This is a genomic window from Micromonospora sp. CA-263727 (assembly GCF_050942455.1).
Taxonomy (GTDB): domain Bacteria; phylum Actinomycetota; class Actinomycetes; order Mycobacteriales; family Micromonosporaceae; genus Micromonospora.
Genome location: NZ_CP192031.1, coordinates 2,514,736 through 2,532,870 on the forward strand (window position 1 = coordinate 2,514,736; position 18,135 = coordinate 2,532,870).

14 protein-coding genes and 1 pseudogene are annotated in these 18,135 nt (G+C 73.2%); all 15 read left to right on the forward strand.

Annotated features, from left to right (window positions below; translation table 11 throughout):
* Window positions 1-102 precede the first annotated feature (102 nt).
* The 15 genes and pseudogenes from pyrR (at window position 103) to ACQPYA_RS11475 (ending at window position 18,092) form a co-directional block, all read left to right on the forward strand.
* Complete coding sequence (gene pyrR, locus ACQPYA_RS11405; protein ID WP_433532579.1) at window positions 103-690, forward strand: bifunctional pyr operon transcriptional regulator/uracil phosphoribosyltransferase PyrR; 588 nt, start codon at window positions 103-105, stop codon at window positions 688-690.
* Window positions 687-1,613, forward strand: a complete 927-nt coding sequence (locus tag ACQPYA_RS11410; protein ID WP_433532580.1) for an aspartate carbamoyltransferase catalytic subunit — start codon at window positions 687-689, stop codon at window positions 1,611-1,613. Before pyrR ends, ACQPYA_RS11410 begins: the two co-directional genes overlap by 4 nt.
* Window positions 1,610-2,887, forward strand: a complete 1,278-nt coding sequence (locus tag ACQPYA_RS11415; RefSeq protein WP_433532581.1) for a dihydroorotase — start codon at window positions 1,610-1,612, stop codon at window positions 2,885-2,887. Before ACQPYA_RS11410 ends, ACQPYA_RS11415 begins: the two co-directional genes overlap by 4 nt.
* The gene (gene carA, locus ACQPYA_RS11420) at window positions 2,887-4,050 is read left to right on the forward strand and encodes a glutamine-hydrolyzing carbamoyl-phosphate synthase small subunit (RefSeq protein WP_433532582.1); all 1,164 of its coding nucleotides are present in this window, start codon (window positions 2,887-2,889) and stop codon (window positions 4,048-4,050) included. Before ACQPYA_RS11415 ends, carA begins: the two co-directional genes overlap by 1 nt.
* Window positions 4,043-7,456, forward strand: a complete 3,414-nt coding sequence (carB, locus tag ACQPYA_RS11425; protein WP_433532583.1) for a carbamoyl-phosphate synthase large subunit — start codon at window positions 4,043-4,045, stop codon at window positions 7,454-7,456. Before carA ends, carB begins: the two co-directional genes overlap by 8 nt.
* A gap of 109 nt (window positions 7,457-7,565) precedes the next feature.
* Window positions 7,566-8,603: a quinone-dependent dihydroorotate dehydrogenase gene (locus ACQPYA_RS11430; protein WP_433532584.1), complete on the forward strand. Its 1,038-nt coding sequence runs from the start codon at window positions 7,566-7,568 to the stop codon at window positions 8,601-8,603.
* A gap of 142 nt (window positions 8,604-8,745) precedes the next feature.
* Window positions 8,746-10,020 (forward strand): adenosylmethionine--8-amino-7-oxononanoate transaminase, encoded by a 1,275-nt coding sequence (locus ACQPYA_RS11435; protein WP_433532585.1) that lies wholly within the window; start codon window positions 8,746-8,748, stop codon window positions 10,018-10,020.
* A gap of 76 nt (window positions 10,021-10,096) precedes the next feature.
* Complete coding sequence (gene pyrF, locus ACQPYA_RS11440) at window positions 10,097-10,936, forward strand: orotidine-5'-phosphate decarboxylase (protein WP_433533472.1); 840 nt, start codon at window positions 10,097-10,099, stop codon at window positions 10,934-10,936.
* Window positions 10,937-11,103: 167 nt separating this feature from the next.
* Window positions 11,104-11,421, forward strand: a complete 318-nt coding sequence (gene mihF / locus ACQPYA_RS11445) for an integration host factor, actinobacterial type (RefSeq protein ID WP_007458370.1) — start codon at window positions 11,104-11,106, stop codon at window positions 11,419-11,421.
* Between the two features lie 25 nt (window positions 11,422-11,446).
* The gene (locus tag ACQPYA_RS11450) at window positions 11,447-11,980 is read left to right on the forward strand and encodes a guanylate kinase (protein WP_433532586.1); all 534 of its coding nucleotides are present in this window, start codon (window positions 11,447-11,449) and stop codon (window positions 11,978-11,980) included.
* Window positions 11,981-12,031: 51 nt separating this feature from the next.
* Window positions 12,032-12,295: a DNA-directed RNA polymerase subunit omega gene (gene rpoZ, locus ACQPYA_RS11455; RefSeq protein WP_007075826.1), complete on the forward strand. Its 264-nt coding sequence runs from the start codon at window positions 12,032-12,034 to the stop codon at window positions 12,293-12,295.
* Between the two features lie 13 nt (window positions 12,296-12,308).
* Window positions 12,309-13,520, forward strand: coding sequence for a bifunctional phosphopantothenoylcysteine decarboxylase/phosphopantothenate--cysteine ligase CoaBC (gene coaBC, locus ACQPYA_RS11460; protein ID WP_433532587.1), 1,212 nt, complete (start codon window positions 12,309-12,311; stop codon window positions 13,518-13,520).
* An 88-nt stretch (window positions 13,521-13,608) separates the two neighbouring features.
* Entirely contained in the window at window positions 13,609-14,802 is a 1,194-nt protein-coding gene (gene metK, locus ACQPYA_RS11465) for a methionine adenosyltransferase (RefSeq protein WP_433532588.1), read from the forward strand.
* Window positions 14,803-14,867: 65 nt separating this feature from the next.
* Window positions 14,868-16,839: pseudogene (locus ACQPYA_RS11470) on the forward strand (primosomal protein N').
* A gap of 269 nt (window positions 16,840-17,108) precedes the next feature.
* On the forward strand, window positions 17,109-18,092 hold the full coding sequence (locus ACQPYA_RS11475) for an AAA family ATPase (RefSeq protein ID WP_433532589.1): 984 nt from the start codon (window positions 17,109-17,111) through the stop codon (window positions 18,090-18,092).
* Window positions 18,093-18,135 lie beyond the last annotated feature (43 nt).

An 18,135-nucleotide genomic window follows, 5' to 3' on the forward strand; every position in this document is an offset into this window, starting at 1 on the left:
GGTAACGTGACCGCAGCCCCGCCACCGGCCGCCCGCGGCCAGCGGCGGAGGTCCCGACATCCTTTAACGACCCGTCCCGTGAGGCGGGGAAGGAGGTCTGCCGTGGCCTACCCATCGGCTGCCCGCTCGTCGCCACCGCGACAACCCTCGGTGAAGGTGATCCTGACCAGCGCCGACGTGCAACGCGTCGTCGACCGGATCGCCCACCAGATCCTTGAGAAGACCCAGGGCGCGGCCGACACCGTGCTGCTCGGCATCCCGACCCGTGGCACCCCCCTCGCCCGGCGTCTCGCCGCCCGGATCAGCGCCTTCGAGGGCATCTCCGTCCCGGTCGGCGTGCTCGACATCACCCTCTACCGCGACGACCTGCGCCGGCAGGCCACCCGGGCGGTCGGCCCCACCCAGCTGCCCGCCGGCGGCATCGACGGCATGCGGGTGATCCTCGTCGACGACGTGCTCTTCTCCGGCCGCACCGTGCGCGCCGCCCTCGACGCGCTGGGCGACCTCGGGCGGCCGGCGTCCGTGCAGCTCGCCGTGCTGGTCGACCGGGGGCACCGGCAACTGCCGATCCGCGCCGACTACGTCGGTAAGAACATCCCGACCGCGCTCGCCGAGAGCGTGAAGGTGACGCTGGCCGAGACCGACGGGGACGACGAGGTCCGGCTCTACGGGGAGGTCCCCACCGCATGATCCGGCACCTGCTCTCCGGCGCCGACCTGGACGCCGGCACCGCCACCCAGATCCTGGACACCGCCGCCGAGATGTCGGCCGTGGCCGGCCGCGAGGTCAAGAAGCTGCCCGCGCTGCGCGGCCGGACCGTGGTGAACCTCTTCTACGAGGACTCCACCCGGACCCGGATCTCCTTCGAGGCGGCGGCCAAGCGGCTCAGCGCCGACGTGATCAACTTTTCGGCGAAGGGTTCCAGCGTCGCCAAGGGCGAGAGCCTGAAGGACACCGCGCTGACCCTCCAGGCGATGGGGGCCGACGCGGTGGTGATCCGCCACCCGGCCTCCGGCGCCCCGCACCGGCTCGCCGACTGGGTCGACGGCTCGGTGGTCAACGCCGGCGACGGCACCCACGAGCACCCCACCCAGGCGCTGCTCGACGCGTACACGATGCGGTCCCGGCTGGGCCGGCTGGCCGGCCTGTCGGTCGCGGTGGTCGGCGACGTGCTGCACTCCCGGGTGGCCCGCTCCAACGTGCTGCTGCTCTCCACCCTCGGCGCCAAGGTCACCCTGGTCGGACCGCCCACCCTCATCCCGCTCGACATCGCCGCCGCGCTCGCCCCCGGCACCGACGTCTGCTACGACCTCGACGCGCTGCTGCCCTCGGCCGACGTGGTGATGATGCTGCGGGTGCAGCGGGAGCGGATGAACGACTCCTACTTCCCGTCCGCCCGCGAGTACGCCCGTCGCTACGGCCTGGACGGCCCTCGGATGCGCCGGCTGCCGGAGCACGCGATCGTCATGCACCCCGGCCCGATGAACCGGGGCATGGAGATCACGCCCGAGGTCGCCGACTCGCCCCGCTCCACCATCGTTGAACAGGTCGCCAACGGGGTCTCCGTCCGGATGGCCGTCCTCTACCTGCTGCTCGGGGGGAACAACCGGTGAACTCGTACCTGATCAGGAACGTCGGCGTCCTCGGCGCCGCACCGACCGACCTGCTGATCCGCGACGGCGTGGTCGCCGAGGCCGGCCCGGGGCTGACCGCGCCGGACGCCACCGTGGTCGGGGCCGACGGGCTGGTCGCCCTGCCCGGCCTGGTCGACCTGCACACTCACCTGCGCGAGCCGGGCCGGGAGGACGCCGAGACCGTCGAGACCGGCTCCCGGGCGGCGGCGCTGGGCGGCTACACCGCGGTCTGCGCGATGGCGAACACCTCGCCGGTCGCCGACACCGCCGGGGTGGTCGAGCAGGTCTGGCGGCTCGGCCGGGAGGCCGGGCTGGTCGACGTGCAGCCGATCGGCGCGGTCACCGTCGGCCTGGCCGGCGAGCGCCTCGCCGAGCTGGGCGCGATGGCCGACTCCGCGGCCCGGGTACGGATCTTCTCCGACGACGGCCACTGCGTCGCCGATCCGAGGCTGATGCGCCGCGCCCTGGAGTACGTCAAGGCGTTCGACGGGATCATCGCCCAGCACGCCGAGGAGCCCCGGCTCACCGAGGGCGCGCAGATGCACGAGGGTGAGGTCTCCACCCGGCTGGGCCTGACCGGCTGGCCGGCGGTGGCCGAGGAGGCGATCATCGCCCGGGACGTGCTGCTGGCCGAGCACGTCGGCAGCCGGCTGCACGTCTGCCACGTCTCCACCGCCGGCAGCGTCGAGGTGCTGCGCCAGGCCAAGGCCCGGGGGGTGCGCGTCACCGCCGAGGTGACCCCGCACCACCTGCTGCTCACCGATGCACGCGCCGAGAGCTACGACCCGGTGTTCAAGGTCAACCCGCCGTTGCGTACCGCCACCGACATCGCCGCCCTGCGCGCCGCGCTGGTCGACGGGGTGATCGACATCGTCGCCACCGACCACGCCCCGCACGCGGTGGAGGACAAGGAGTGCGAGTGGGCGTACGCCCGGCCGGGCATGCTCGGGCTGGAGACGGCGCTGTCGATCGCGCTCGACGTGCTCGGCCCGGAGTGGGATCTGATCGCCGAGCGGATGTCGCGCGCTCCGGCCCGGATCGCCGGGCTGACCGGGCACGGTCACGATCCCGCCCCCGGCGTGCCGGCCAACCTGACCCTGGTCGACCCGGCGGCCCGTCGGGTGATCGACCCGGCGGAGTCGGCCAGCCGCAGCCGCAACACCCCGTACGCCCGGATGACGCTGCCGGGTCGCATCGTGGCGACCTTCCTGCGCGGCGAGGCGACGGTCCTGGACGGAAAGGTCGTCAAATAATGTCAAGGCGCGCAGGAGCGATCCTGGTCCTGGAGGACGGGCGCACGTTCCACGGCGAGGCGTACGGCAGCGTCGGGGAAACCTTCGGCGAGGCGGTCTTCAACACCGGGATGACCGGCTACCAGGAGACGCTGACCGACCCGTCGTACCACCGTCAGGTGGTGGTGCAGACCGCCCCGCACATCGGCAACACCGGCGTCAACGGCGAGGACGACGAGTCGCGGCGGATCTGGGTGGCCGGGTACGTGGTGCGCGACCCGGCCCGGGCCAGCTCGAACTGGCGGGCCACCGGCGGCCTGGAGGACCGGCTCGCCACCGAGGGGATCGTCGGCATCAGCGGGGTGGACACCCGGGCGCTGACCCGGCACCTGCGCGAGCGCGGCGCGATGCGGGTCGGCATCTCCAGCGTCGACGACGACCCGCGGGCGCTGCTGGCCCGGGTCCGCCGGTCGCCGCAGATGCTCGGCGCGGATCTCTCCGCCGAGGTGACCACCGCGACGCCGTACGTGGTGGCGGCCGAGGGCGCGCACCGGTTCACGGTGGCCGCGCTGGACCTGGGGATCAAGCGCAACGTGCCGCGCCGGCTCGCCGCCCGTGGGGTGACCACCCACGTGCTGCCGGCGGACTCGACCATCGAGGAGCTGCTGGCCACCGGCGCGGACGCGGTCTTCTTCTCGCCCGGCCCGGGTGACCCGGCGACCGCCGACGGCCCGGTCAAGCTGGCCCGCGAGGTGCTGCGCCGGCAGGTGCCGCTCTTCGGCATCTGCTTCGGCAGCCAGATCCTCGGCCGGGCGCTCGGCTTCGGCACCTACAAGCTCGGCTACGGCCACCGCGGCATCAACCAGCCGGTGCTCGACCGGGTCACCGGCAAGGTGGAGGTGACCAGCCACAACCACGGCTTCGCCGTCGAGGTGCCCGGCGTGCGGCCGGGGGCGGTCGTGCCCGACCAGGTGATCGAGACCGAGTTCGGTGGCGTGCAGGTGAGCCATCTCTGCCTCAACGACAACGTGGTCGAGGGGCTGCGGGCCAGGGACGTGCCCGCCTTCACCGTCCAGTACCACCCGGAGGCGGCGGCCGGTCCACACGACGCGGACTACCTCTTCGACCGGTTCGCCGAGTTGATCGAGGGCCGGATTCAGAGCGAGGGGCGCGCGAATGCCTAAGCGGACCGATCTCAAGCACATCCTGGTGATCGGCTCCGGGCCGATCGTCATCGGGCAGGCCTGCGAGTTCGACTACTCCGGCACCCAGGCGTGCCGGGTGCTGCGCAGCGAGGGGATCCGGGTCAGCCTGGTCAACTCCAACCCGGCGACGATCATGACGGACCCGGAGTTCGCCGACGCCACCTACGTCGAGCCGATCACCCCCGAGTTCGTCGAGCTGGTGATCGCCAAGGAGCGGCCCGACGCGGTGCTGCCCACCCTCGGCGGGCAGACCGCGCTGAACACCGCCGTCGCCCTGCACGAGGCCGGGGTGCTGGAGAAGTACGGCGTCGAGCTGATCGGCGCGGACATCGACGCGATCCGGCGCGGTGAGGACCGGCAACTGTTCAAGGACATCGTCGCCAAGGCGGGCGTACGGATCGGCATCGAGGACCCGTCGGGCCTGGTGCCGCGCTCGCGGGTCTGCCACTCGATGGAAGCGGTCCGTGAGACGGCCGCCGAGCTGGGCCTGCCGGTGGTGATCCGGCCGTCGTTCACCATGGGCGGCCTCGGCTCGGGAATGGCGCACACCGACGCCGACCTGGAGCGCATCGCCGGCGCCGGCCTGGCCGCGAGCCCGGTGCACGAGGTGCTGATCGAGGAGAGCGTGCTCGGCTGGAAGGAGTACGAGCTCGAACTCATGCGCGACCGCCACGACAACGTGGTGGTGGTCTGCTCGATCGAGAACGTCGACCCGATGGGCGTGCACACCGGCGACAGCGTGACCGTGGCGCCGGCCATGACGTTGACCGACCGGGAGTACCAGCGCCTGCGTGACCTGGGCATCGCGGTGTTGCGCGAGGTCGGGGTGGACACCGGCGGCTGCAACATCCAGTTCGCGGTCAACCCGGCCGACGGCCGGATCGTGGTGATCGAGATGAACCCGCGGGTGTCCCGCTCCTCGGCGCTGGCCTCCAAGGCCACCGGCTTCCCGATCGCGAAGATCGCCGCGAAGCTGGCCATCGGCTACACCCTGGACGAGATCCCCAACGACATCACCCGCAAGACGCCGGCCGCGTTCGAGCCGACGCTGGACTACGTGGTGGTGAAGATCCCCCGGTTCGCGTTCGAGAAGTTCCCCGGCGCGGACCCGGAGCTGACCACCACGATGAAGTCCGTCGGCGAGGCGATGAGCCTCGGGCGTAACTTCACCGAGGCGCTGAACAAGGCGATGCGCTCGATGGAGACGAAAGAAGGCGGATTCTGGACCGTTCCTGATCCGGTCGTCGCTGCCGCGACGGGCGCGGGCCCGGCGGGGGCGACGAAGGAGAACACCCTCGCGGCCCTGGCCACCCCGCACGACGGGCGGCTCTACACCGTGGAGCGGGCGCTGCGGCTGGGCGCCTCGATCGCCGAGGTCGCCACGGCCTCCGGCGGGATCGACCCGTGGTTCCTGGACCAGATCGCCGGGCTGGTCGAGCTGCGCGCCGAGATCGTGGCCGCGCCGGTGCTCGACGCCGGCCTGCTGCGCCGGGCGAAGCGGGCCGGCCTCTCCGACCGGCAGTTGGCCGCGCTGCGCCCGGAACTGGCCGCCGAGGACGGCGTGCGTACGCTGCGGCACCGGCTCGGCATCCGGCCGGTCTACAAGACGGTGGACACCTGCGCCGCCGAGTTCGAGGCCAGCACGCCGTACCACTACTCGTCGTACGACGCGGAGACCGAGGTGGTCGGCTCGGCCCGGCCGAAGGTGCTGATCCTCGGCTCCGGGCCGAACCGGATCGGGCAGGGCATCGAGTTCGACTACTCCTGCGTGCACGCGGTGCAGGCGCTGCGTGACGCGCCGGCCGGCCCGGCCGGTGGCGGCGGGTTCGAGACCGTCATGGTCAACTGCAACCCGGAGACCGTCTCCACCGACTACGACACCGCCGATCGGCTCTACTTCGAGCCGCTCACCTTCGAGGACGTGCTGGAGGTCTGGCACGCCGAGGACTCCTCCGGCCGGGCGGCCGGCGGGCCGGGTGTGGTCGGGGTGATCGTGCAGCTCGGCGGGCAGACCCCGCTCGGGCTGGCGCAGCGGCTCAAGGACGCCGGTGTGCCGGTGGTCGGCACCTCACCGGAGTCGATCCACCTGGCCGAGGAGCGGGGCGCCTTCGGGGCGCTGCTGGCCCGGGCCGGTTTGCGCGCGCCGGCGCACGGCACCGCCACCTCGTACGAGGAGGCGAAGGAGATCGCCGACGAGATCGGCTATCCGGTGCTGGTCCGTCCCTCGTACGTGCTGGGCGGACGCGGCATGGAAATCGTCTACGACGACGTCACGCTGCGCGACTACATCGGCCGGGCCACCGACATCTCCCCGGACCATCCGGTGCTGGTGGACCGGTTCCTCGACGACGCCATCGAGATCGACGTGGACGCGCTCTGCGACGCCGACGGCGAGGTCTACCTCGGCGGGATCATGGAGCACATCGAGGAGGCGGGGATCCACTCCGGCGACTCCTCCTGCGCGCTGCCGCCGATCACCCTGGCCAGCTCGCACGTGGCCCAGGTCCGCCGGTACACCGAGGCGATCGCCCGGGGGGTCGGCGTACGCGGCCTGCTCAACGTGCAGTACGCGCTGAAGGACGACGTGTTGTACGTGCTGGAGGCGAATCCGCGTGCCTCGCGTACCGTGCCGTTCGTCTCCAAGGCCACGGCGGTGCCGCTGGCCAAGGCGGCGGCCCGGATCGCGCTCGGCGCGACCGTCGCCGAGTTGCGCGCCGAGGGCCTGCTCCCGCCGACCGGGGACGGCGGCACGCTGCCGCCGGACGCCCCGATCGCGGTCAAGGAGGCGGTGCTGCCGTTCAAGCGGTTCCGCACGCCGGCCGGCAAGGGGGTGGACTCGCTGCTCGGCCCGGAGATGAAGTCGACCGGCGAGGTGATGGGCATCGACACCTCCTTCGGGCACGCCTTCGCCAAGTCGCAGTCGGCGGCGTACGGCTCGCTGCCGACCGAGGGGAAGATCTTCGTGTCGGTGGCGAACCGGGACAAGCGCGGGATGATCTTTCCGGTGAAACGCCTGGCCGACCTGGGCTTCGAGATCGTCGCGACCAGCGGCACCGCGGAGGTGCTGCGCCGCCACGGCATCGCCTGCGAGCAGGCGCCCAAGCACTACGAGGCCGGCGCCGACGACGATGCGGTGTCGCTGATCCTCAGCGGCCGGGTCGCCCTGGTGATCAACACCCCGCAGGGTTCCGGCGCCAGCGCCCGCTCCGACGGCTACGAGATCCGCAGCGCCGCCGTCACCGCCGACATCCCCTGCATCACCACGGTCCCCGGCGCCGCCGCCGCGGTGATGGGCATCGAAGCCCGCATCCGCGGCGACATGCAGGTACGCCCCCTCCAGGCCCTCCACGCCACCCTCCGCCCACCCCACGCCCAAGCGCGTTGACCATGGGGTTGGCGGCAGTCGACGAGATCGACATCGCCGCCAACGCATGGTCAACGGCGGGGTGGGTGCGGGGTTGGTGCGGGAGGAGAGGGGTAGGGGAGTGGGGTCGGTGTTCGAGGAGACGGTTCGGCGGGGGTTGTTCCGGGTGGGGGGTGGGGACGCGGAGGCGGCCCACGAGTTCACGTTGCGGCGGTTGGCCGGGTTGTCGCGGATGCCGGTGGTGCTGGCGGCGCTGCGGGCCCGGTACGCGGTGGCGGCGCCCCGCACGGTGTTCGGGGTGCGGTTCCCGAACCCGGTGGGGCTGGCCGCCGGGATGGACAAGGACGGCGCGGCCCTGCCGGCCTGGCCGGCGCTGGGCTTCGGCTTCGTCGAGGTCGGCACGGTGACGGCCCACCCGCAGCCGGGCAACCCCCGGCCACGGCTGTTCCGGCTGCCCGCCAGCGAGGCAGTGATCAATCGGATGGGCTTCAACAACGCCGGAGCGGAGGCCCTGGCGGCCCGGCTCGCGGCGCTGCCCCGCCCGATCGGCGTGCCGCTGGGGATCTCGCTCGGTAAGTCCAAGGTGACGGCGTTGGACGACGCCGTCGCCGACTACCGGGCGTCCTACCGTGCGTTGCGCGGGCACGGCGACTACTTCGCGGTCAACGTCTCCTCGCCGAACACCCCCGGGCTGCGGGCGTTGCAGGACCGGGCCCACCTGGACGCCCTGCTGGCCGCGCTGGTCGGGGAGAAACCGGTGCTGGTGAAGATCGCCCCCGACCTCACCGAGCCGGCCATCGCCGAGCTGCTGGAGGTCTGCCTGGCCCGGGGCGCCGCCGGGGTGATCGCCACGAACACCACCCTGGCTCGCGACGGGCTGGCCCCGGCCGACCAGGGGCGGGCCGGCGAGACCGGTGGGCTCTCCGGCCGCCCGCTGGCCGAGAGGGCGCGGCAGGTGGTCGCCTTCGTCCACGCCGAGACCGGCGGCCGGCTGCCGATCATCGGTGTCGGTGGCCTCGTCGACCCCGACCACGCCGCCCGGATGTTCGACGCCGGGGCCAGCCTGGTGCAGCTCTACACCGGCTTCGTCTACCGTGGCCCGGCCCTGCCCCGCGCGGTCGCCCGCGCCGCGGCGGCCACCCCGGCACCGGCCGCGGCGGGGTCGTGAGCCGGATGAGGCGGCGGCGCAGCCCCCGCTCCCGCCGCAGCGAACGGCCACGAACAGCGGGCGGCGTCCACAGCTCGTTCCTCGGGCGGCGAGTCGCGGGAATCCGGGGACTCCGCGCCCGTGGCGACGGGAGGCAGAACGGATGACGCCGGAACAGATTCTCGCCGCCGACGCCGCGCACGTCTGGCACCCGTACGCGACGCTGCCACCGGCGGTGCCGCCGTATGTGGTGGACAGCGCCGAGGGGGTGCGGCTGCGGCTGGCCGACGGGCGTGAGCTGGTCGACGGGATGTCGTCCTGGTGGGCGGCGATCCACGGCTACCGGCATCCGGCGCTGGACGCGGCGGTGACCGACCAGCTGGGCCGGATGAGCCACGTGATGTTCGGCGGGCTGACCCACGCGCCCGCCGTGGAGCTGGCCCGCGCCCTGGTCGAGCTGGCCCCGCAGGGACTGGAGCACGTGTTCCTGGCCGACTCCGGCTCGGTCAGCGTCGAGGTCGCGGTGAAGATGTGCCTGCAATACCAGCGGGCCACCGGCCAGCCGCAGCGCCGCCGGCTGGGCACCTGGCGGGGCGGCTACCACGGTGACACGTTCCACCCGATGAGCGTCTGCGATCCCGAGGGCGGCATGCACCACCTCTGGGGCGACGTGCTGCCCCGGCAGGTCTTCGCCCCGGCGCCGCCGGGCGGCTTCGACGGCCCACCCGATCCGGCGTACGAGGCGGCGCTGGCCGACGCGGTCGAGCGGCACGCCCACGAGCTGGCCGCGGTGATCGTGGAGCCGGTGGTGCAGGGCGCCGGTGGGATGCGGTTCCACCATCCGCACTACCTAAGGGTGTTGCGCGAGGTGACCCGGGCGCACGGCGTGCTGCTGATCTTCGACGAGATCGCCACCGGCTTCGGCCGCACCGGGACGATGTTCGCCGCCGAGCACGCCGGCGTCGCGCCGGACGTGATGTGTGTCGGCAAGGCGCTCACCGGCGGCTACCTCACCCTGGCCGGCGCGCTCTGCACGGCGCAGGTGGCGCGGGGCATCGGTGCCGGCGGGGTGCTGGCGCACGGACCGACCTTCATGGGCAACCCGCTCGCCTGTGCGGTCGCCAACGCCTCGCTGGGCCTGCTGCGGGACGGGGACTGGGCCGGGCAGGTGGCCCGGCTCCAGCGTGGCCTGCGCGCCGGCCTGGAGCCGCTGCGCGGCGCACCCGGGGTGACGGATGTCCGGGTGCTCGGTGGCATCGGCGTGGTGCAGCTGGATCACGAGGTGGACCTGGCCGCCGCCACGGCCGCCGCGGTGGCCCAGGGGGTGTGGCTGCGCCCGTTCCGGGACCTGATCTACACGATGCCGCCGTACGTCACCGGCGACGCCGACCTGGCGCTGATCGCGGCAGGTATCGCTGCGGCCGTCAAGGCCGCCTGAGTAGTCAGCTGTCCGGGCCCGCCAAGGTTGAGTAGCCGGACGGAGCAAGTTGAGCACCAGAGGAAAGGCACTCGGTATGGAGAGCTTCGGGGCCCGGTTGCACCGGGCGATCGGCGAGCGGGGACCGCTCTGCGTCGGCATCGATCCGCACCCGGAACTGCTGGTCAGCTGGGGTCTCACCGACGATGTCGAGGGGTTGAGGCGGTTCGCCCGGACCGTCGTGGACGCCCTCGGTGACCGGGTTGCGGTGGTCAAGCCCCAGTCGGCGTTCTTCGAGCGATTCGGGTCCCAAGGGGTGGCGGTTCTTGAGTCAACTATCCGACAGTTACGAGATTATGGCTCGCTCGTTCTGCTTGACGTCAAGCGCGGCGACATCGGCTCGACGGTCCGCGCGTACGCGTCGGCGTACCTCGATCCATCCAGTCCCATGTATGCGGACGCGGTGACCGCGAGCCCCTTCCTGGGCGTCGGCTCGCTCGCGCCGATGTTCGAGCTGGCCGCCGAACACGGCGGCGGAGTGTTCGTCCTGGCGCTCACCTCCAACCCCGAGGGCGCCTCGGTCCAGCGCGCCCGCGGTGCCGACGGGAGGACCGTCGCGCAGACCGTGATCGACGAGATTTCCCAGCTCAACGCGGGTGCGGAGCCGCTCGGAAGCATCGGGCTGGTGGTCGGTGCGACGGTCGGCGAGACCGGCTGTGACCTCTCCGCGGTGAACGGTCCACTGCTCGCGCCGGGCCTCGGCGCGCAGGGTGCCACGGCGGCGGATCTGCGCACGGTCTTCGGCCCCGCCCTGCCCGCGGTGCTGCCCTCGTACTCCCGGGAGGTGCTGGGAGCGGGACCAGACCCGGAGGCGTTGCGGGCTGCGGCGCAGCGCGCGGTGGCGGACTGCCGGGCTGCCCTGCGTCGTCATGACTGACTGACAGCTCGGTCACTTTGTGGTGATCATCGCGCGCCCACGTTGCCGAAAGCTCCGTTGACCGCTAGTTTTCCCCGCGCTGGGAACCCCTGGGTTCACAGCGACACCACGTTTCACAGATGCGGCGGCGCGTCCCGCCCGTCGCGATAGGGACCTGAGGAGAACTGGTGCCGCTCCCGTCACTGACCCCTGAGCAGCGCGCAGCCGCGCTGGAGAAGGCCGCGGAGATCCGCAAAGCCCGTGCCGAGCTGAAGGAGCAGCTCAAGCAGGGCAAGACCACCCTCGGAGCCGTTCTTGAGCGGGCCGAGTCCGATGATGTCGTCGGCAAGCTCAAGGTGTCGGCCGTGCTGCAAGCTATGCCGGGCATCGGCAAGATCCGGGCCACCCAGATCATGGAGAAGCTCAAGATCGCCGACAGCCGTCGCCTGCGTGGCCTCGGCGAGCAGCAGCGCAAGGCCCTGCTTGGGGAGTTCGCCGCCAACTGAGCACGGCTGCGTGTAGAAACAAGCAGTGAGCTTGGATGACGAGGCGCGTCCGGCGGCTCGGCTCACTGTCCTGGCTGGCCCATCCGGAGCCGGCAGGGAGAGTGTCGTCGAGCTGATCCGGGCGCGTTCTCCGTCAATCTGGACGCCGATCGCGGTCACCACCCGGCCCCGCCGGGAGGGCGAGCTGGACGGCGTCCACCGACACTTCCTCGCGCCGGCGGACTTCGACCGCCGGACCGCCGCCGGCGAGCTGCTGGAGTGGAGCCGGCTCGGGGCGTACCGGCGCGGCACGGAGATCGGCCCGTTGCGCAACCGGCTCGCCGCCGGTCAGCCGGTCCTGCTCCCGCTCGACCTCGACGGGGCGCTGCTGGTCCGGGCCGTGTGGTCCGAGGCGCGACTCGTCCTACTCCATCCGCCCGGCCGGATCCCGGGCCCGGCGACCGTGGCGGCCTTCGACCACAGCGTGTCGCACGACCGAACCGAGCGGGTCGTGGCAGAGCTGGTAGGGTTTATCGGTTCTTCATTCCTGGCTCCGGCCCGGCCGCGTCCGCGCGGTTGAGCGCCGGCACCGCGTTCGCGCGGTCCGTGCGAAAGACTCAGAGGTTCATCCGTGGGATCCATCGCCAACCCCGAAGGCATCACCAACCCGCCGATCGACGAGCTCCTGGAGAAGACGACGTCGAAGTACGCGCTGGTCATCTTCGCGGCCAAGCGCGCGCGCCAGGTCAACGCCTACTACAGCCAGCTCGGCGAGGGCCTGCTGGAGTACGTCGGCCCGCTGGTCGAGACCACCCCCCAGGAGAAGCCGCTCTCCATCGCGATGCGCGAGATCAACGCGGGCCTGCTCACCGCCGAGCCGACCGACCAGCCGTAATCCCCGCGCGTCGATGAGCGCCCGGATCATCCTCGGGGTGGGCGGCGGGATCGCCGCCTACAAGGCGTGTGAGCTGCTGCGCCTGCTCACCGAGTCGGGGCACCGGGTCCGGGTCGTGCCGACCGCTGCGGCGCTGCGTTTCGTCGGCGCGCCGACCTGGGCCGCGCTCTCCGGCCAGCCGGTCGCCGAGGACGTCTGGTCCGACGTGCACGAGGTGCCGCACGTCCGTCTCGGCCAGCAGGCCGACCTGGTGGTGGTCGCGCCCACCACCGCCGACCTGCTGGCCAAGGCGGCCCACGGCCTCGCCGACGACCTGCTCACCAACACCCTGCTCACCGCCCGCTGTCCGGTGCTGCTGGCACCGGCCATGCACACCGAGATGTGGGAAAACCCGGCCACCGTCGCCAACGTCGCGACGCTGCGGTCCCGGGGCGTACGGGTCATCGAGCCGGCCGTGGGCCGGCTCACCGGCGCCGACACCGGCAAGGGCCGGCTGCCCGACCCGGCGGAGATCTTCGCGGTCGCCCGGCGGGCCCTGGCCCGGGGCGTCGACGCCCCCGCGGACCTGACCGGCCGGCACGTGGTGGTCACCGCGGGTGGCACCCGGGAGCCGCTGGACCCGGTGCGGTTTCTCGGCAACCGCTCCTCCGGCAAGCAGGGCTACGCGTTCGCCCGGTCCGCGGTCGCCCGCGGCGCCCGGGTCACGCTGATCTCGGCCAACGTCGCGCTGCCCGACCCGGCCGGCGCGGACCTGGTCCGGGTGAGCACCACCGGGGAGCTGCGCGAGGCGACGCTGAAGGCCGCCGTCGACGCCGATGCGGTGGTGATGGCGGCGGCTCCGGCCGATTTCCGCCCGGCGCGGTACGCGCCTGGCAAAATCAAGAAGTCGGACGACGGCGTGGCGCCCACCATCGAACTCGTCACCAACCCGGACATCGCCGCAGAGCTGGGTCAGCGCCGTCGACCGGAGCAGGTGCTGGTGGTGTTCGCCGCCGAGACCGACGACGCCGAGGCCAACGGGCGGGCCAAGCTCGCCCGCAAGCGGGCCGACCTCATCGTCATCAACGAGGTCGGGCCGGAGAAGGTCTTCGGCGCCGAAACCAACGCGGCCACCGTCATCGGCGCGGACGGTTCGGTCATCCGGATGCCCGAACGGTCCAAGGAGGAACTCGCCGACGGCGTCTGGGACCTCGTGGTCGCCCGGCTCACCGGCGACTCCTCCTGACGGATGGACCGCTAGACGACCGTCGGTCGAGCCCCGCCGGTCGGTGACTAAACTGCCGCGGAACGACGTCCAAAAACTTAGGAGTGCCGTGACACGCCGCCTCTTCACGTCCGAATCGGTCACGGAAGGCCACCCGGACAAGATCGCCGACCAGATCAGCGACGGCATCCTCGACGCCCTGCTCAGCCAGGACCCGCACAGCCGCGTCGCCGTGGAAACCCTCATCACCACCGGCCAGGTCCACGTCGCCGGCGAGGTGACCACCAAGGCGTACGCCGACATCCCGACGATCGTGCGCGAGACCATCCTCGGCATCGGCTACGACTCGTCCAAGAAGGGCTTCGACGGCGCCTCGTGCGGCGTCAGCGTCTCCATCGGCTCCCAGTCGCCGGACATCGCCCAGGGCGTCGACAACGCCTTCGAGCTGCGTACCGGCGCGTCGGAGAGCGCGCTGGACGCGCAGGGCGCCGGCGACCAGGGCATGATGTTCGGCTTCGCCTGCTCCGAGACGCCGGAGCTGATGCCGCTGCCCATCGCGCTCGCGCACCGGCTGGCCCGCCGGCTCTCCGCGGTCCGCAAGGACGGCACCGTGCCCTACCTGCGCCCAGACGGCAAGACCCAGGTCACCATCGAGTACGAGGGGCTGCGCCCGGTCCGGCTGAACACGGTGGTCGTCTCCAGCCAGCACGCCGCCGACATCTCGCTGGACTCGCTGCTCACCCCGGACGTGCGCGACCACGTCATCGCGCCCGAGCTGGAGAGCCTCGGTCTGGACACCGACGGGTACCGGCTGCTGGTCAACCCGACCGGCCGGTTCGAGATCGGTGGCCCGATGGGCGACGCCGGCCTCACCGGGCGGAAGATCATCGTCGACACCTACGGCGGCTACGCCCGGCACGGCGGTGGGGCCTTCTCCGGCAAGGACCCGTCGAAGGTGGACCGGTCGGCCGCGTACGCCATGCGGTGGGTGGCGAAGAACGTCGTCGCGGCCGGCCTGGCCGAGCGCTGCGAGGCGCAGGTCGCGTACGCGATCGGCAAGGCGCACCCGGTGAGCCTCTTCATCGAGACGTTCGGCACCGAGACCGTGCCGGTCACCTCGATCGAGAAGGCCGTCTCCGAGATCTTCGACCTGCGCCCGGCCGCCATCATCCGGGACCTGCACCTGCTCCGCCCGATCTACGCCCAGACCGCCGCGTACGGCCACTTCGGCCGCGAGCTGCCGGACCTGACCTGGGAGAGCACCGACCGGGCCGCCGACCTCAAGTCGGCCGCAGGGGCCTGACCGGCGCCAGGCACGACGACCGGCGGCCCGCTGACGGGTCGCCGGTCGCCCGTGTCTGTGTCGACGTGCCCCTGGCCCACCTGGACCGCCCCTTCGACTACCTGGTGCCGCAGGCGCTGACCGCCGACGCGGTGCCCGGGGTGCGGGTGAAGGTGCGCTTCGCCGGCCAGCTCGTCGACGGGTGGCTGCTGGAACGCGCCGAGCGCTCCGACCACCCGCGGCTGGCGTACCTGGAGAAGGTGGTCTCGCCGGTGCCGGTGCTCGCCCCCGAGGTGGCCCGGCTGGCCCGGGTGGTCGCCGACCGGTACGCCGGCAGCCTGGCCGACGTGCTGCGCCTGGCCGTCCCACCACGGCACGCCCGGGTGGAGAAGGACGTCCTCGCCCAGGCCGCCGCGCCCGAGCAGGGCACGACCGCCACACCCGAAGGGCCCGAGGCCACCGCGCCGCAGGAGCCGACGGCCGGTCCACCGGCGACCGGCGGGTCGCCGGAGCCGGGCGGGTGGCGGGACTATCCGGCCGGGCCGGCGCTGTTGCGGGCGCTGGCCGAGGGGCGGGCACCCCGGGCGGTGTGGTCGGCGCTGCCGGGGAGGACTGGGCGGCCCGCTACGCCACCGCGGTCGCCGCCACGGTGTCCGCCGGCCGGGGCGCCCTGGCGGTGGTCGCCGACGGGCGGGACCTGGACCGGCTCGACGCCGCGCTGACCGGGACGCTCGGACCCGGCCGGCACGTCTGCCTCTCCGCCTCGCTCGGTCCGGCGCGGCGCTACCGGGCCTTCCTCGCCGCCCGCCGGGCCGACGCGCCGGTGGTGATCGGCACCCGGGCGGCCATGTTCGCCCCGGTCGACCGGCTGGGTCTGGTGGCCATCTGGGACGACGGCGACGACCTGCACGCCGAGCCCCGGTCCCCGTACCCGCACGCCCGTGAGGTGCTGCTCACCCGCGCCCAGCTCGCCGACGCCGCGGCGCTGGTCGGCGGCTTCGCCCGGACCGCCGAGGCGCAGCTGCTGGTGGAGACCGGCTGGGCCCGCGAGGTGGTGGCCGACCGGGCGGTGCTGCGGGCGCGAGCCCCCGCGGTCGCCCCGACCGGCGACGATCCGCAGTTGGCCCGCGATCCGGCCGCGGCCACCGCGCGGCTGCCGAGCCTGGCCTGGACGGCCGCCCGGGAGGCGCTGCGGGCCGAGCTGCCGGTGCTGGTCCAGGTGCCCCGTCGGGGCTATCTGCCCTCGGTGGCGTGCGCCGGGTGCCGCAGCCCGGTTCGCTGCCCGCACTGCGCCGGGCCGCTGGCGCTGCCGTCGGCCGGTGGCACGCCGGCCTGCCGCTGGTGCGGCCGGGTCGCCGCCGCGTACGCCTGCCCGCACTGCGGCGGGCGGCGGCTGCGGGCCTCGGTCACCGGCGCCCGGCGTACCGCCGAGGAGCTGGGCCGGGCCTTCCCCGACGTGCCGGTGCGCACCTCCGGCCGGGAGGAGGTGCTGGCGGAGGTCCCCGGCGGCGCCGGCCTGGTGATCTCCACGCCGGGCGCCGAGCCGGTCGCCGTCGGCGGCTACGGAGCGGTGCTGCTGCTGGACACCTGGGCGTTGCTGACCCGGGCCGACCTGCGCGCCGGTGAGGAGGCGCTGCGCCGCTGGTCGGCGGCGGCCGCGTTGGCCCGGCCGGCTGCCGCGGGTGGCCGGGTGGTGGTGGTCGCCGACGGCGCGCTCGCGCCGGTGCAGGCGCTGCTGCGCTGGGACGCCGGCTGGTTCGCGGCCCGTGAGCTGGCCGAGCGCCGGGAGCTGGGCTTCCCCCGGCGGTGCGGATGGCCAGCGTGACCGGCCTGCCGGCCGCTGTCGCGGATCTGCTGGCCCAGGCGCGGCTGCCCGACGGCGCGGAGCTGCTCGGCCCGGTGCCGGCCGACGGTGAGCGGGAACGGATGCTGGTGCGGGTGCCCCGGGCGCGGGCCGCGGCGCTGGCCGAGGCGTTGCACGCGGCGGCCGGGGCACGCAGCGCCCGGAAGGCGGCCGACCCGGTGCGCCTACAGGTCGATCCGCTCGCGCTGTTCTGATGTCGTTCGGTGACGGTGGGTGTCGATCCACGCGCCAGAGGTCGCCATATGCGATGCTGTCGTGACGCTGGGTGTGGGCGGGTGCGCCCGGGGACGCGTCTTCGGGGATGCCGCGGCAGAGGTGATAGCATCGCCCGTCATGCCGGGGCATACGACGGCTCCAGATCGCGGCGCGGCGCCGGGCTGCGGTGACGCAGGGCGGCGGAACCGCGTCGGTCGGGCGCGATATCGATGATCTCAATCAGCTGGTGATCAGGGGTGGACCAGTCGTGACCGTTCGTCAGTCGATCGTCTTCAACGGTGACCTCGGCAGTGGCAAGAGCACCGTCTCCGTGGTGATCGCCGAGCGGCTCGGGCTGCGCCGGGTCAGCGTCGGCGACCTCTACCGGCAGATGGCCCAGGAGCGCCAGATGACCGCGCTCCAGCTCAACCTGCACGCCGAGCTGGACCAGGCCGTCGACGGCTACGTCGACCAGCTCCAGCGCGACATCGCCGCCTCCGGTGAGAGCCTCGTCATGGACTCCCGGCTGGCCTGGCACTTCTTCACCGACGCGCTCAAGGTGCACATGATCACCGAACCGGGTGAGGCGGCCCGCCGGGTGCTGCTGCGCCCCTCCGGTCCGGCGGAGAGCTACACCTCCCAGGAGGAGGCCAAGGCCCGTCTGCGGGAACGCAGCGAGAGCGAGCGCGGCCGGTTCCTGATCCGGTACGGCGTGGACAAGGCCCGGCTGCGCAACTACGACCTGATCTGCGACACCACCCGGGCCCCGGCCGACGAGGTGATCGAGCGCATCATCGATGCGTACGAGGGGCGGCTCGCCCCCGAGGTGCTGCGCGGTGCGCCGCCGCTGCTGCTGCTCGACCCGGCACGGGTCTACCCGACCGAGGAGGGCGCGGGCCTGCGCGGGCTCTGGGATTCGGCCTTCGTCGCCGAGGTCGCCGCCGCCGGTGAGGCGGCCCTGGAGCCGCTGGAGATCGGCTACACCGGCGAGTACTACTTCGTGGTCAACGGGCACCGCCGGCTCAGCGCCGCGTTGCAGTGCGGGTTCCGGCTGGTGCCCGGCCGGCTGGTCGCCGAGGTCGACGAGCCCGTGGTGGGTGGGATGAGCGCGATCGACTACTTCGCCGCGCAGGCCCGCCCCAGCCTGATCCACGACTGGGAGGCGGCCCACGACATCCGGCTGCCGCTGCCGGAGCACGCCCTGCTCCGCGGGGACGCGGTGCTGGCGGGGGAGTCCGGCGCCGCCGGCTGACCGATCGTGGTGCGCCGGCCGGGGCGGATCCGGGCACTCCGTA